This is a genomic window from Pelagicoccus sp. SDUM812005 (genome assembly GCF_031127875.1).
Classification (GTDB): Bacteria; Verrucomicrobiota; Verrucomicrobiia; order Opitutales; family Opitutaceae; genus Pelagicoccus.
This window is the reverse complement of the sequence record NZ_JARXIA010000013.1, coordinates 21837-37464: the sequence shown is the minus strand read 5'-3', so window position 1 is coordinate 37464 and position 15628 is coordinate 21837. Positions and strand designations below refer to the sequence as shown.

Sequence of the window (15628 nt, the reverse complement as noted above, 5' to 3'; positions counted from 1 at the left end):
TACCCCGCCTGCTTGTTGTGGGGAACACGTGGGTTCCCAACTGGTTGGGGCGGCTGCGTCTAGCCTTGGAAGCGGATACGATAGTCGCGTGGCGTTTCGCCCATAACGCGGCGGAACTCTTTGCCGAAGTGGCTCTGGTCGGCGAAACCGAATTCGCTAGCGATGGCGGCGATTGGTTTCTTTGTATAGACGAGACGACTACAGCTCATGCGTACTCGCATTTGGCGGACGTAGGAGTGAGGGGTGTTTTCGTAGTTGGCTCGAAATTGGCGCTCGAAGGCTCGCACGGAGAGGTTGCAGGCCTTGGCGAGGTCCGCGTTGGTGATGTTCTCCATGTAGTGTTGGCTGATATAGCGGACGGCGGCGCTGAGCGGGTAGTCGGTATGGCGAGCGGGGCCGTCCATATCGAGGGGGCGGGTGATGCCGACGTTGCCGACGACTTTGCCCTTGGCGTCGTGCAATGGGATCTTGCTGGTGAGGCACCAGCGGGCGGTGTGGTCGAAGCGGCCGATCAGTTCGAGGCGGGAGAGGATGCGTTCGCCTTTGAGTACGCGTTCGTCGTCGATGCGGTATTGGTTGGCGAGGGCTTCGCTGCAGAGGTCGTAGTCGTTGTGTCCGATTACTTCGGCCCGGGACTTGATGCCGAAGTTTAGGAGGAAGGAAACGTTGACCCATTTGTAGGTGCCTTGGGCGTCTTTCATCCAGAGCGGCATGTCTTCGAGGTAGTCGAAGAGCTCGATTACTTCGGGCGCGGCGATGCCGATGCGGGCCAGGGTATCGCGAAGGCGCGGCGACTGGTTGTCTAGGCTGGGGGGCTCTGTGCGGTCGGGCATGGGGGATGGGCTGGGGAAGGCTGGCATAACTGCGGGTGCGTGTGGAGCTTTAAAAGGAGGCTTCGATTTCGTCGCTTCGCTCGGTTCGGCAACTAGGGGGGCGAGCTGCTTGCAAGGTCCTACTGTTGGGTTCCTTTTTTTTGTTTGGGAAGGGCGCCGCTTCGATGAGGCTGCATGCCTAATTGTAGGAATGGTGTTGAGGAGGTTTGGCAGGAGTCCCTTTTGCTAGGGGAAAGCGGGAGGGAGCTCAGAGGGCCGAGGATGGGGCGACTCGGGGGTTGCTCCTTGCGGTCCTACTGTTAGGAACCAAGTTCCTTTGCGAGTAGCTGGCGTGGCCCCTCATGTCATCGAGGGCTCCAACCTGCGAAGTTGCTTCGCTGATCGGGATGGACCCCAAACTCTTCGCACGCAGCCCCCAAACCGCGTCCCCAAAAACATGATACTAGAGTACGTTACACTCGCAGCTTATTTAATTTTGCTCCCCCTGCTCGGGGTTGTTTTTTCCAAGTTCAACAACAACTTGAGCGACTTCGTGCGTGGTGGCGGGCAGGTGGCTTGGTGGCTGACGGGGTCGAGCATCCTGATGGCGGGCATCAGCGCCTTCACCTTCACGGGCAACGCTTCGGCGGCTTTCGAGGCCGGGCCGACGGTGCTGGTCATCTATGCGGCGAACGTTACGGCCCTTTTGCTTTGCGGGCTTTTTCTGGGGGCGTGGTTTCGTCAGACGCGTGCGTATACCTTGACGGATGTGGTGCGGCAGCGCTTCAGTCCGGCGGTGGAGCAGTTCTCTGCCTATACCAGCATCATGCTGGGGCCGGTGGGGGCGGCGATCCAGCTGTGGGCCTTGTGCGTTTTTGCCAGCGGGACGTTTGGGGTCCCGGTGCAGTGGTGCATCGTAGTGATCGGATCCGTTGTGGTCTTGTATTCAACAACTGGAGGCAAGTGGGCGGTGATGGCTACGGACTTCGTGCAGAGCTTGATCCTGCTCTCGATCACGATTCTCGTAGCGGTGTTGTGCTACGTGAAGATCGGCGGCCTGGGCGAGTTTTTCTCCTACTTTTCCAAACCGGAAGTGGCGGAGGATTTCAAGTTCGTGAAGGAGGCGGGAGCGTTCGACGACGACAAGTTTTCCATGAAGTGGATCGTCGTCATTTTCTGCATGACGATCTACCATCAGATCAGCCTGACTTCGGTGGACCGTTTTTTGGTGGTCAAGGACGGTAAGGAGGCCAGCAAGGCGGCTTACTTGGGAGCGGCCTTGATGGCGGTGGGCGCCTTGATCTGGTTTTTTCCGCCCATGGTGGCTCGCTTCCTCTACAGCGAGGAGATCATGGCTCAAGCGGTAGACAATCCCGCGAACACTAGTTATGCCTTCATCGCCAACAAGGTGCTGCCGAATGGTTTGATGGGGATCATGATCGCGGCCATGTTTGCGGCGACCATGAGCTCCATGGATTCCGGGCTGAACCGGCAGGTGGGAATCTTCGCTCGCAATGTCGTTCCGCGCTTGCGGGAGCTTTTCGGAGCCAAGCCGGAGATGGCTCCCAAGACCGAAATTTTGCTCTGCAAGCTGACTACGATCGGGATCGGCGGGCTGGTCTTGTTCTACAGCATCCTCTTTTCCTTGAACAAGGAGTTGGCTCTTTTCGACGCGTATTTGATGATCAATTCTATCATCGGGATTCCCTTGGTGTTTCCGATGTTGGTTGGCTTGTGGGTGAAGAAGATTCCGAGCTGGTCCTACTTCGTGATCTTTGGCTTTTGCCTGATTCCGTCCGCCTATTCCTTCTACCTGAGCGAAACGACGGGTGACGGGATGACCATCCAGTCGCGAGCGATGTGGATCTTTATCTTTGGGGCTGTCGGCACGCTTTGCTCGATGCCCTTCTACAAGCGCAGCCCGGCGGCCTACAAGGAGCGGGTGGAGGCGTTTTGGACGATGGTTCGCACTCCGGTTGATTTCGAGAAGGAGATCGGCGAGTCCAAGAATCGCTCGCAGCTGCTGTTGCTGGGACGTTCTTCGGTGGGCGTGGGTTTGGCGATCTTGTTGCTGATGTTGGTGCCGAACGATTGGGTAGGTCGGCTGTGCGTGCTTTTCGTCAGCGGATTTTGCGGCTCTTTCGGCTTACTGCTGCTGTGGGCAGCGCGAGTGGAAAGGAAGCGGGAGGAATCTCGATCCTAGGTTGAGGTTGCCTGCGAGCTTAGGGGCGAAGAGGGAAGTCGGCGTTCTTTGTATCCAGAAAAGCCGCGCCTTTTTAGGGGCGCGGCTTGGCTGCTTCTTTCTTGTTACTCGAATTAGAATGCTACGTCGGCTGCCAGGATGAAACGGGAGGGCAAGCCGCGTTGTTGGTTGGCGGGGAAGTACTCTTCGTCGCTGATGTTTTTCCAGGAGAGGGAGAGGTCTACCTTCGTTTCGCCCATGTAGAAGCCGTAGCCGGCTACCAGGTCGAAAAGGGTGTAGGCAGGCATGTAGAGGAAGGGGTTGTCTACGCGCTGCTGCTTTTCGCCGGTGTAGTTGAGACCGCCGCCGATCCAGAAGTTAGCCAAGGCTCCGTCGACGAAGTCGTAGCGGGTCCACACGTTGAAGAGTTGGTCGACGGTGGCTTCCGGGTTGCTTCCGATTTGGCCGAGGATGGCGGCGTTGTAGGCGGAAGTGTAGGCGGCGATGTAGGCGGGGTCGGTGATGCTGCGGTCGTAAGGAGCGGGGCTCACGGGAGGAGGCGCATCGGTAACGACGATATCGGTATTGGCGTAGCTGAAGTAGATCTGCCAATTGTCGATGGGCGTGTAGTTGATCTCGAACTCGTATCCGCGGCTGCGGTCCTTGGTGCCTTGCAGGAGAGTGACGGCTGTATTGCCGGTGCTGGTACGGTCGGAGTAGCGCAGGATGCGGTCGGTTTGTTCGATCTCGAAGAGGGCCACGGTGGAGGTGAGCCGTCCGTCGAGTGCGGTCGACTTGAGGCCGAGTTCCAGGCCGGTGGCAGTGGTTGGCTTGGCGGGACCGCTGGGTACGCCGAGAGTGGTCAGTGTCCGTTCTGCAACTACAAAGGATTCGCTGTAGGAACCGTAGAGCATGGCGTTTTCGTTGAGCTTGTAGCCGGCTCCGAATTGCGGAGTGGTCTTGGAAGCCTTGAAGTCGCCGTCGACGGGATCGTAAGTGTTGTCCATGTAGTTGAGGTTGCGCGACTTTGCGGTGTTGTAGCGAAGTCCGCCCACCAGGTTGAGCCGTTCTTCCATGAGGCTGAAGTTGCCGACTGCGTAGATGGCACTGTCGCTGGAGTCGGTGATGTTATGGGTACGGAGCGGCAAGGCCATTTCGTCGTAGTCCGCAGCGTAGTCCCAGGTGCTGGGGTCCTTGAGGTTCCAGGGCTGGAGGTGCTGGTTCGGGGCGGTCTGGCTGTTGGGAACGTTGGCCGCGGGGTTCGCTGTCGATTCGCGGCGGCGGATGGTGCCTTCGTCTTCGGACTTGTAGACGCCGAAGAGGGGCTTGAAGTAGCCACCGGAGAAATAGAAGCTGCCGGTAGCCTCGACCTGCATGCTTTGGGTGGAACCGTAGGTTTCTTCCAAGCGCTTGCGGCGAGTCATGGTGGCGGTGGAGGCGTCGAGAGCCCGTAGTGGATCTGCCAATACTTGCGCTGCGAAGGCGGTATAGGTCACTCCAGTGGGAGGCGTAAGGTTCGCATCGCCGATGCCTGTGAGCTTGTTGGCGACGTAGTAGTCGCTGTCGCTGAAGTTGGCGCGGGCGGACCACTTGTCGTTGATGCGGTAGTTGACGACGGCGTTGAGCGATTCCATATCCGTATCGCGGTAGTCGTTGCTTCCAGGGTAGTTGAACTCGGCCGGGAAGGGATAGGATGCGAGGAAGCCTCGGTCAACGCGAGCGTCGCGTTCGCCGGTAGCGGCGCCTTTGAGGGCCGGGTCCGAGTCGCGACGGGTGTCGATACGGATATTTGGCTTCATGAAGACCGGTGGGGTCTCGCGTCGCCGGAAGTCTTGGTAGTCAACGGTGATCGACAGGTCGCGGTTAGGCCGCCAGGTGAGCGTGGGCGCGATGACCGTGGTTTGCGATTCGTTGGTGTCGTAGACTTCGAAGTAGTTTTCCCATGCGGCGTTCACCCGGAAGAGCAGGGTGTTGTCGATGAGCGGCTGGTTGAAGTCGATGGCGGAGCGGAGGTAGCTGTCGGTGCCGATCTCCTGGTGGAGCTTGGCGCTCGCTTCGGGGTGGGGTGTCTTGGTGATATAGTTGACGGTGCCGCCGGGAGCGATTTGTCCGTAGAGCACGGAGGCCGGTCCCTTCACGACTTCGACGCGCGACACGTTGACGGTATCCACGTAGCGGTCGCCGGCGAAGCCGTTGCGCTGCGGGCTGAGCTGGTCGAAGCCGCGGATGGTGAAGCGAGTGTTGCCAGCGGTAAATTCGCGTCCGGAGCTGGTGACGCTCGGCGCGTACTTGACCACGTCGAACAGATCGCGCGAGCCGGTGTCGGCTATGAATTGGTCGGTGAATGCGTTTACCGAGAAGGGCAGGTCCTTGATCGGTGTATCGATACGGGTGGCGGAAACGGAGTTTCCGGCGAGGTATCCCTTGTCGTTGGCGGTATTCACCTCGAAGGCGGGAAGCTCGAAAACTTCCTCAGAGTCTGAGCTCTGGGAAAATGCGTTTGTGGACGCAAGTAGTAGTAGCGATGCGGCGATGCGGCTTATGGTCGCAGTCCTCGTCGGGGGGCAGGGTAAGGTAGATTGAACCATAGGATGAGACAGTGATAATTATAAGTCGAAAGTCAATATCTATGAGAACAGCGAGGCTTGGATACGTTAAGACCCTTACAGACAGTAGGTAGTAAGGTTAAATCAGGGTTAGTAACTATTAATGCGTGTGGTCGCGTAAGGCCGCGGGGAGGTGGGTAGAGAGCCGCTTTGGGATGGATCCTGGAACTGATTCTCGAGGGAGAATCGGATGTAGTTGATCAGGGGATACGGTATTGTTCAGGCGGCTGTAGGGACGTGCGATTCCCTACAGCGCTTGGGGTTTTAACCGTATCTAATTTGGGGATACGATAGTGTATGTGATCTTTTAATGGAAGGGATGTATATCGGAATATAGGATACGATACAAGATTGCTAAGACAGGCTTCCTATTCGCCGTACTTAGCCCAGAGCTTGGGGAGCCTTTGGGCGCAGAGGGTCACTTCGTCGAAGTCCCAGTTTTCACCGCTCGGTTCGCTGCGGCGCTTGAAGTCGACATAGGGGATTTCGTCGTCGGTTTTCTCTTCGTAGACTTCGGCGGCGACGTATCCGAATGCTTCGTTGGGGATGCAATCGTCCTCCTTGATCCAATCGGCGATGCTGTCTGGATTTTCCAAGGCGGCTTCGAAGGCTTCCCGCCCGCGGGAGATCAGTCCGTAGCGGAAGTCGATAAAGCCGTCGTCGGAGCATCCGCCTTCGATGAGGTAGGCGGCGCCCCAGAGCTCCCAGTTGTAGGCTCGATCCATTTCGCGGTCGAAATGGTCCTGGAAGTGGGCGACTTTTTCCGGCGATAGCTTTTGCAGCCGCTTTCTCAATTGGGCTTCGGCGTTTTCGGGGTTGAGGCCTTCGAGGTGTTTCCAGAACTGTTTTTTTGCTTCGGACATTTTATTGGTTGTTTCGATTATTTACGCGAGCGGCCAAGTCGAAGCTGTCGGGGCTTAGCCGCTGTTGTGGATATGGGTGAAAGGGGGCGTGGTTCTTTTCTCGGTTACGCTTTCGCTGGAACGGGCGGGGGCGGAGTTCAGCAGGGCGAGCAGATCGCGGGCGTGCGAGGGAGCGAAGATCGGCGGTGTGTGGAGTAGCCCTTCCGAGGGCTGATCGGGCTGCGGACTACGATGGTATCCGCCTTGTCCGAGGCCAGCGCCTGGGTGACTGCAAATCGGACGGTGTTCACCGGATTTAGGGGCTGAATGGTTTGTCGAGTCGCTGTGACGGAGTATCTCCGAAATCTGGTATCCAGATCTTCGGCACAGTGGCAGGTTTTTTCCGAAAAAGCGAGCCGCGTTCGTTCGATTTTTGGGAGTTCGCCGCTAATTTTCGGGCTGGGCTTTCTGCCTGAGAGGGAAGGCCTTTGCTAGGCGGTGAGGCGGAAGGCGCACGGCAGGATGCGGCGCTCCCTCGCGAGTGGGGCGAGAGGAGCGCTGGGGGGAGGACGGCGGAAGGAGTGACGATTTCGCGGCTTTTTCGAAGCGCGAGATGGCGAGGTGCGGCTCAGTAGGCTCCGCTTGCGTGCAGCTCGGCGATGGCTTGGCGGACGGAGGGGAGGTCTTCGCGGTAGGTGACTCCGAGCCAACGGGAGTCGCAGGGGAGGGCTAGGGTGCGGGCGACGCCTTGTTTGATGAGTTGGTCGACGGCGGCGGGCAGGTAGAATTCGGACTTGGCTTCGGTGCCGCGTTCTTCGAGGAAGCTTTTGAAGAGGGGCTCCAGTTGAGCGGCCCAGCCGGCGGGGAAGCCCCAGCAGTTGAGCGAAACGAGGGTGTCGGGAGAGAGGGTGAGCTCGGCGCCGGCTGCGTTGCGGGCGGCGATGGTCTTGTCGCCGCGGTAGCCGATCTCGGTATGTTCCTCGATGGAGAGTAGGGTGTGGTCGGCGGCTGTTTGGCAGACGCCGCGGGATACGGTGCCGTGTTCGGAAAGGGTGTTGGAGAGGCGGTAGCCGACGAGCCCGTAGGTTTGGGTTTCGGCTTGTTGGGCGCTGTCGCCGAGGAAGCTGGCTAGGGTTTGGAAGGCATCGGCGCCGTAGAAGTCGTCGGCGTTGATGACAGCGAAGGGGGCGTCGAGGTGTTGTCGGGCGGCGTAGACGGCGTGTCCGGTTCCCCAAGGCTTTTGGCGGTCCGCAATGTTGGGCACGGCGATAGGGGTGTCGCTCTTCTCCTGGAAGGCGTAGGCGATTTCGATGGTATTGGAGTACTTGCTCTCGGTGAGGCGGCGGAAGTCTTCCTCCATCTCGCGGCGGATGACGAAGACGATTTTGCCGAAGCCGGCTCGGGAGGCGTCGAGCACGGAGTAGTCGAGGATCCATTCTCCGTTGGGGCCGACGGGCTCCATTTGCTTGAGGCCGCCGAATCGGCTGCCCATTCCGGCTGCGAGTACGAGCAAGATAGGTTGCATGGGAGGAGATTTGTGATTTGTCGCTAGGGTCTGGCAATAGAAAAGGGGCGGCTCGGCGAGCCGCCCCTTGGGGGAGGAAATGGGTTATCCGTTCTCTCAGCTTTGTTCGTTGAAAACGAAGGGGATGAGGATGGAGGAAGGGACCTTTTGGCCGCCGCGCACGGCTGGCTGGAAGCTCCATTGCTTGGCGGCTTCGATCGTGGGGCCGACGAGCTCGTCGTGGGAGCTGGTGGCGCAGGAGGCGTTGACCACCTGTCCGGTGGCGTCGAGGCTGACCCTTACCTTTACGTAGCCTTGCACGAGGGCGAGGGCTTCGGGGATTTTCGGCGTTTTGGATTTCTTGACGACGGGGAGGGTGTCGACGGGAACGTCGGCGGCGAGCAGGCCTCCGTTGAAGGAGAAGGGCTGGGTGACGGTGGAGGGGATGGCTTTGCCGTTCTTGATGGCCGGTTTGAATTTCCACTGCAGGGCGGCTGCTTGGGCGAGTGCGGTGAGCTCGGGGTTGCTGGATTCCAGTACGTCGACGTCGGCGACGAAGCCGTGCGAATCGACGGTGAGCTTGAGGGTGGTTTCGCCGCGGGCGTGGCGTAGGGCGCGGGGCAGTTCGGGGGCTGCTTGGCGGATGGCGTAGGGGGCTTGGTCGAGGTTCTTCGCGCGCTTGGCGGCGGCTACGACCTTGGCTTTGCCCGATCCTTTGAAGTGGAAGGGGATGATTATCTTGGAGGCGACGGCTTCTCCCGCTTCGGTGGCCGGCCTGAATTTCCAGCTTTTGAGGGCTTCGGCGGCGACGTCTTCCAGTTCGCTATGGGTGGAAGCGTTTACGGCGACGGAGGCGACCTTGCCGTTTTCGTCGAGTTCGGCCTGGAGGATGACCTCGCCGGTGATGTGCTTGAGTTCGTCGGGAAGCTGCGGCTTGGCTTTCACTCTGGCGACCGGGAGGCTGTCTTCGGGCGTTTTCTTGGCCTTGAGCACGATGGCGCCTCGGTTGAAGGTGAAAGGCTGCACCACGCGGGAGGCGGTTGGGACGCCGTCTTCCTGGGCCGGAGTGAATGTCCATTGGTGGATGGCGGCGAGGGTGGCTTCGTTTAGTTCGGAGTTGGTGGAATCGTAGATTTGGGCGTCGATTACGTATCCGAATTCATTGATGTCGACGAGTACGCTGACTTCGCCGGCTGCGTCGCTCAGCTCGCCGGTCAGGTGAGGAGCAACGGTTTTTTGGGGGGTAGGGACGGTGGTCGCGGCATTCGCGGCGATCGATAGGGCGAACGCTGCGAGGATGCCAATACTACCCAGTACTATTGAGTGTTGTGAGCGTTTCATATGATCGAGATTTACAGAATAAATCGACCGGAAGGCTCAAAAACTTGATCCTCGGGATTACCCACGCCTGAGGTGGACGCTCCTCAAGGCGAATGAGTATCTCCCGCGGAATCGCTGGGGTGTTGTCCCGGCGGGGAGCGGCGTGGTGGGGCCTGGGGAGCGGCTAGTCCGAAGGTGCTTGCGCGTGGGTCCAGCGGTGGAGCGAGCGAGCGGATTGGGGGCGTTCGACGACGAGGCCGGGCAGCGCTTGGAGAAGGTCTTGCTGGAGCGGCTCGGGAGCGTCTTCCAGGAAGGGGAGATGCTCGAGGTAGAGGGCGAGCGGGCTTTCGAAAAGGCTGTCTTGAGCGATGGAGTAGGAACGTTCCTCGATTCCGATTTGGCGGGCGAGCAGGTTCGGCTGGAAGCGGTTGTCCTGTTTCCAAGTCTCGTAGATCGCTCTTGCTGTATCGAAATAGTGGCTACCGTTTTCGTAGGAGGCTAGGGCGAGGGCGGCTGCGATGGCTTGGGCGTAGTCGTTGCTGTTGGCGAGCTGGGTTCGCTGGTCCGAGTTGTAGAGCTTTTTGGCGGATGGGTCGAAGGTGGCGGCGAGGGTGGCTTGGAATAGCTTGTCCGCCTGCTGGCGGTATTTGGCCTCGTCGAGGGATTCGCTGGCTTTTGCTAGGGCTCTGGCCAGGAGGGCGTTGGTGGCGGTGTATCCCGTTTGGTCGGACAAGGGTGGAGTCTTTTTCTTCCTGAGGGCGTGCAGCTCGTTTCTCTCGCTTGGCAGGGAGTGGCTTAGGACGTCAGGCGACTGAGCGAAAGGGACGTTTAGGCCCTGGTAGATGCCGAGCACGTCGGTGTTTTCGTCAAGGTTGCCTTCCGGGGAGAGTCCCCAGGCTTCGATGGCGCTAGGGCTGAGCTCGGCTAGCTCGGGGCGGGCGACGAGGTAATAGCTGCCCTCGGGCATGTCGGGCGTTTCGCCGGCGGAGAAGCTGTCAAGGTATTGGAGGGCGAGTTTGTTTTCCTTGGTGAGGGTTTTCTCGATGAAACCTGCGGTCAGCTCCATAAGGAACTTGTATTCAGGTTTTGGATCGCGGGGGTGAAGTGCGGCAAGGGCGAGCAGCAGGTAGCCTTGGTCGATCGTCGACTTTTGGAAGAGCGGGAGCTTCCAGTTGGGGTCGTTGGATCCGATGAAGAATCCGCCTTCGATGCTGTCGAATCCGGCGCCGTGCGTGACCTGCTGGAGGAATTGGCTCATTGCGGCGAGCATTGCATCGGCTTCGTCGCTGGGTAGGAGCTCGACGGAGCGGGCGGTATTGTAGAGAGCGAGGGCGGAGAGGGTGGGAGCTTCTCGGATGGAAAAGGTTTCGGGAGTGAAAACTTGGGAGAGGGCGCTGGGGCGGTCGAGCGGAAGGGCTTGGGTCGCGAGGGACCTTTGCAGGCGTTCGCGGGCGGCGGCGAGGTAGTCTGGGCGGTTGTTGCTCCATTGCTCGGCTACGTTGCGGGCGACGCTGAGGAAGCCTTGTCCGCCCCAGTCGTCGGTGGGTGGGAAGTAGCCGCCGCCGTTGAGGGGAGCGAGTTCGGAGTCGGTCCAAAGGCAGGTGGGCAGTTCGTTGGCGGAGTAGTGCTCCAGGGCCATTTGTCCGAGTAGGGCGGCGAGTTCCGGCTCTTCGTTGACGTCGACCAGTATGGGGATGGCGGTGTCGTTGAGGGTGTTGGCGATGGTTTTGTTTTGGAAGGTTTCGCCGAGCATGGAGCGGGCGAGGCTATTGCCGTAGTGGCCGACGAAGAAGAAGAGCGGCCGGTCCGCGGCTTTGGAGGCTTGCAGGGTGTCGTCGTTCCAGCGGCGCCATTGCACGCTGTCCGCGAGGTGGGCGGTCCAGAAGGCGGAGTCGGCGAACAGCTGGGTCGCGAGCAAGAGGGCGAAGGCTCCGGCGAGCGATTTGAGGGAGCGGGGCATGCTGGGACTATTGGTTTCTGCGGGACGGTCGCAAGTTCTCTGTCTGCTGCAACATTAGATCCGCGCGAGCGGAAGTGGCGCAGGCAAAGCTTGATGTTGGCAGGTTGGGCTTCGATAGTTTGGCCTTTTTGCAGAAGAGTGGCTATGGAATCGAAATACCTAGGGAAAATTGTTCGCGAACCGGTTACGGAGCTAGACAGCTTCGAGGCTCCTGAAGGGGTGTCGCAGGTGACGATGACCTCGGACGAGCTGACCAGCTCTTGTCCGATCACAGGGCAGCCGGATCTCTACACGGTTTCCATCGAGTACGTGCCCAACGCGCTCTGCATCGAGAGCAAGAGCTTGAAGCTTTTCCTGTGGGGCTTTGCCGACAAGGCCATGTTTGCGGAGAAGATCGCGGCTGTTATCTGCGATCGCGTGGTGGCGGATATCGCGCCGAAGCGCTGCAAGGTGGTGACGGTGCAAAAGCCTCGCGGCGGGATTACCATCGAATCGGTTGCCGAATTTCCCAAGGCTGAAGCGTAGTCGTAGCTGAGATATGAGTTTTCTAGACAAGCTTGAGAAGCGCTTCGGATCCTGGGCGATCCGTGGGCTGACGAACTATATTGTGGTCGGCCAGGCCCTCACTTTCCTGATGGTGTCGCTGTCGCCCCCGGAGACGGCGATTCGAATCCTAGAGCTGATGGAGTACCGGTTGGTCAATTTCCTAGGCGGGTACTTTTGGAATCCGTTCAGCTTCATCCTGATTCCGAAGACCTTCAGTTTCATCTGGATTTTCTTTTCGCTGATGATCCTGCACATGATGGGCAGCGCTTTGGAGGAGCATTGGGGAGCCTTTCGCTACAATCTGTACGTCCTGCTGGGGATCGTGTTCGTGGTCGCTTCCGGAGTGGTATTTCCGTATCACGCCTTCTCCAGCTACTTCCTGCTGACCTCCATCTTCCTAGCTTTCGCCTACCTGCATCCGGAGATCGAGTTGAACATATTTTTTGTTTTGCCGGTTAAGATGAAGTGGCTGGGTTGGTTCACCTTCGTGCTCGCTCTCTTTTTCGTGCTGAGGGAAGGGGCGGCGACGAGGCTGGAATTCGTCGCTTCGCTTATCAACTTTCCGATCTTCTTCGGGGCGGAAATCCTGAGGAGGATTCGTTCCAAGAAGCGGGTCAGGACCATGAAGGCGGCGAAGCGCAAGCAAGAGTCGGAGCCCTTCCATACCTGCTCGCTTTGCGGGGCGACCGATATCTCGCATCCGGAGCGCGATTTCCGTTATCGGAAGGATGGCGGGGTGTGTTCGGAATGCGTTCCCTTACGGGAGGAGGACTAGCCTGAGGTCTCGGTCGGAGGCGATGGCTTCGGCTAGTAGATTACCTGATTAGCTTCGGGTGGAAAATATCCACTATTGACTCAGGTTAAGGAGCGGTCTTAGTAAAAACACCGTAAACCATCCAACTAACTTTGGTCGAGGCGATGCCTAGCAGGGAAGCTGCTTCCGTTGAGACCGAACCTTCGAGGCGTCTGTTACAGCCAAGGAGGGAACAACTGGAATCAAACAACCTGTGAAATCCAATCATTTGTCCGAAACCGACTCCGATGCGAGCTCGAGAACTATACCGAGCGTAGAGCAGCTCGAACGCCTGACCAAGCGCGAGAAGCAGGTGCTCTTCTGGATCGTGGAGGGGAAGACCAATGGCGATATCGGCAAGATCCTCGGCATCAGCCATCGCACCGTGGAGAAGCACTGCGAGAGCATCTTCCGTAAGCTCGGAATCGAAAACCGCTATGCGGCGATTGTCTGCGCCCTCACGAACAATTGGCAGTTGAAGCCGGAGTAGGCTTTCCCCCCCTTTTTTCGTTTCTTTCCTTTATCCCAAGCAAAAAGCCGCTTCCTCTAGCGAGAGGAAGCGGCTTTTGCGTGTTATGAAATGAGGTGAAGCGTGAGCTTTGTTTGTTCTTCGCCCTTAGTTGAGCAGGCGTTCGAAGCGCGACTTGGAGGCGATGGGGAGGGCGGGTTGGGCCCAATCGACTGGGTTCGGCGCGATCTCGATGGCTTCGGTCATGATGCGAAGGGTCTCGCGAAGCTGGATGTCGAATTCGGGAAGATCCTCTTCTTCTTCCTCTTCGGAGGCGGCTGCTTCGGTGTTCGCATCCGCCACTTCCGCGTCGCCGCTTTTGGCTTCGGGAGTTTCGGCGCTCGCTTGTGCCGCTTCGAACTCTTCCTCTTCCAGCTTCCGTTGGGCTTCTTCGCGGACGACGCTGTCGAGCTTTACTTCGGTGAAATTGTAGTTCTTTTCCGCGAGCTGCCGTTGTTCTGCCTTAATGGCGTCGAGGAAGGCCTCGTCTTGCTCCATCATGATCTTGCGTTGTTCGAGATTGAGGGAGATCTGCTTGCGTTCCTCGCGTTCTGCGAACCAGTCCAGACGCTTTTGCAGGAAGCTGAATTCCTCGAGGGTTTTGGCCCTTTGCTCGCTGTTCATGGTGAGCGTTTCGAGGAGGCTATTCTTGAGGGTCATTTCCACGAAGCGGGCGACTGGCTTGATGTAGTCCCAAGAGAGGGACTCGGGCAGGTCGGCTTCGCCTACGGCGGTGACTTCCTCCATGGAGTGCAGCTGGATGTCGGGCACGACGCCCTTGCGCTGGGTGGAGAAGCCGTTCGGCAGGTAGAACTTGCGGATGGTCAGCTTGGCAGCTCCGGCCCGATCGTTGGCGAGCTCCTTGCGCAGGACGTACTGGTCGAGCGAGAAGACTTGCTGGACGGTGCCTTTTCCGTGGGTGGAGGAGTTTCCGATGGTGATGGAGCGGCCGTAGTTTTGCAGGGCTCCGGCGAGAATTTCGGAAGCGGAAGCGCTGTAGCGCGAGGTGAGCACGGCGAGCGGGCCGCTGTAGGCGACCTTGGGGTCGCGGTCCATGTGGGAGACGACGTAGCCGCTTTTTTCCCGTACTTGAACGACGGGGCCGCGGCGGATGAAGAGTCCCGTCATCTTGATGGCCTCGTCGAGCAGGCCGCCGCCGTTGCGGCGCAGGTCGAGCACGATGCCTTGCACGCCGGCAGCTTTCATCTTGAGCACGAGTTCTTCGACGTCAGCGGTGACGCTGGTGGTGTAGCGTTGGCCGTTCTCCACGTATTCGTCGCCGCCGTAGAAGGTCGGGATGTCGATCACGCCGATGGGGCTGACGTTGCCGTTGGCATCGGGAACTTCGAAGATTTTGCCGGTGGCGCGGCTGGAATTGATGTGAACCTCGTCGCGGACGATGACGACGTCTTCGCGCACGGAGTCGTCGGTGGCGTCGGCGGGGATGATGGTCAGGGTGACTTTCGAACCCTTCTCGCCGCGGATCTGGTCGACGATTTTTCGTAGGCCCATGCCGATGATATCGACGGGCTCTTCGCCTTCCTGGGCAACTGCCACGATGCGGTCGTTTGGCTTGAGCTTCTTGCTGCGAATGGCGGGAGCGCCGGGCACGAGTTCGCGGATGACGCAGTAGCCGTCCTCTTCGCTGAGCATGGCGCCGATGCCGATGAGCTTGAGGCGCATGCTGATATTGAAGTCTTCCAAGGTGTCCGAAGACAGGAAGCTGGAGTGGGGGTCGAACATCTTGGTCAAGCTGGTGAGGAAGATCTCCTGCACGTCCTTCGAGCCCGATTCGTAGAGGCTGCGCAGCACGCGCTTGTAGCGTTTGGTGATGCGTTCCTTGGCCTCTTCCTGGGTCTTGTCGTTGAGGATCTCCTGGAGGAGCTCGTACTTGATGCGCAGGCGCCAGAGCTCGTCGGCTTCCGCTTCGCTGGTAGGCCAAGGGCTTTCGCTGCGGTCGTAGATGAAGTATTCGTCCTCGTCGAAGGACCAGTCCTTCTCGAGCTGTTGGAGGACCCAGTCGACGCGGGAGATGACGCGGTCGCGAAAGAGCGTATAGACGTCGAAGGCTGCCTCCAGCTCGCCTTGGTAGCGGAGCTTGAATCCGAGGGCGTCGCCGTACTTTTCCTTGAAGCTCTTCTCGTGTTCGCCGAGGAAGTAGAGCTTGTTGTAGTCGAGAGCCTCCATGAAGTGGGTGATGAGCTCGGCGAAGGTTTCGTTGGAAATCTCGGCGCTCTCGAAGTGCATGGTCTCGAGCATTTCCACGATGAGCCGGGCCTCGTTCTGCATGAGGGGAGTGCTCTCCAGCTTGGGGAGCTCTCCAGTTGTTACTTCGTCCAGTGCGGTGACGGAGTAGCTGAAAGGTACGATGGCGAGGCCGAGCAAAGCTGCTGCGGCGGTAAAGCGCTTAATCATAGGGTTCTGGTTAGAGTTCTGAGTGTCGGCTGCAAGGAGTCTGGCGTCCTTGTCGGCTGGGCCGAACGGGGTCTGTAAGTTGTTTTCTTTATTCTTCTACGAATTGCGGCAGATTTTGCCAGCGCGGAATATGGTTTGTC

Annotated in this window: 11 protein-coding genes; 4 read left to right on the top strand and 7 right to left on the bottom strand. The window is 58.9% G+C overall.

Annotated features, from left to right (window positions below; translation table 11 throughout):
- Positions 1-59: 59 nt before the first annotated feature.
- A complete protein-coding gene (locus QEH57_RS15240) occupies positions 60-833 on the bottom strand; it encodes an AraC family transcriptional regulator (protein ID WP_309007620.1) in 774 nt (257 codons plus the stop codon).
- A gap of 436 nt (positions 834-1269) precedes the next feature.
- On the opposite strand from QEH57_RS15240, the gene QEH57_RS15235 reads away from it, so the two are divergent.
- The gene (locus QEH57_RS15235; RefSeq protein ID WP_309007619.1) at positions 1270-3015 is read left to right on the top strand and encodes a hypothetical protein; all 1746 of its coding nucleotides are present in this window, start codon (positions 1270-1272) and stop codon (positions 3013-3015) included.
- 113 nt (positions 3016-3128) lie between these two features.
- Here the strand turns inward: QEH57_RS15235 and QEH57_RS15230 are convergent, their stop codons facing one another.
- From QEH57_RS15230 to QEH57_RS15210, 5 genes are all read right to left on the bottom strand, one after another.
- Positions 3129-5438 carry a TonB-dependent receptor gene (locus QEH57_RS15230; protein ID WP_309007618.1) on the bottom strand — a complete coding sequence of 770 codons (2310 nt, stop codon included), beginning with the start codon at positions 5436-5438 and terminating at the stop codon, positions 3129-3131.
- A gap of 530 nt (positions 5439-5968) precedes the next feature.
- Positions 5969-6463 (bottom strand): DUF4240 domain-containing protein, encoded by a 495-nt coding sequence (locus QEH57_RS15225; RefSeq protein WP_309007617.1) that lies wholly within the window; start codon positions 6461-6463, stop codon positions 5969-5971.
- 607 nt (positions 6464-7070) lie between these two features.
- Complete coding sequence (locus QEH57_RS15220) at positions 7071-7967, bottom strand: sugar phosphate nucleotidyltransferase (protein WP_309007616.1); 897 nt, start codon at positions 7965-7967, stop codon at positions 7071-7073.
- A gap of 96 nt (positions 7968-8063) precedes the next feature.
- Positions 8064-9287, bottom strand: a complete 1224-nt coding sequence (locus QEH57_RS15215) for a TonB family protein (RefSeq protein ID WP_309007615.1) — start codon at positions 9285-9287, stop codon at positions 8064-8066.
- Positions 9288-9450: 163 nt separating this feature from the next.
- Positions 9451-11226: a DUF255 domain-containing protein gene (locus QEH57_RS15210; RefSeq protein ID WP_309007614.1), complete on the bottom strand. Its 1776-nt coding sequence runs from the start codon at positions 11224-11226 to the stop codon at positions 9451-9453.
- 144 nt (positions 11227-11370) lie between these two features.
- Here QEH57_RS15210 and queF point away from each other — a divergent pair, with 144 nt between their 5' ends.
- From queF to QEH57_RS15195, 3 genes are all read left to right on the top strand, one after another.
- Complete coding sequence (gene queF, locus QEH57_RS15205) at positions 11371-11751, top strand: preQ(1) synthase (protein ID WP_309007613.1); 381 nt, start codon at positions 11371-11373, stop codon at positions 11749-11751.
- A gap of 13 nt (positions 11752-11764) precedes the next feature.
- Entirely contained in the window at positions 11765-12547 is a 783-nt protein-coding gene (locus tag QEH57_RS15200) for a hypothetical protein (protein ID WP_309007612.1), read from the top strand.
- Positions 12548-12779: 232 nt separating this feature from the next.
- Complete coding sequence (locus QEH57_RS15195; RefSeq protein WP_309007611.1) at positions 12780-13055, top strand: helix-turn-helix transcriptional regulator; 276 nt, start codon at positions 12780-12782, stop codon at positions 13053-13055.
- Positions 13056-13181: 126 nt separating this feature from the next.
- Here the strand turns inward: QEH57_RS15195 and QEH57_RS15190 are convergent, their stop codons facing one another.
- Positions 13182-15488 (bottom strand): carboxy terminal-processing peptidase, encoded by a 2307-nt coding sequence (locus QEH57_RS15190; protein WP_309007610.1) that lies wholly within the window; start codon positions 15486-15488, stop codon positions 13182-13184.
- Positions 15489-15628 lie beyond the last annotated feature (140 nt).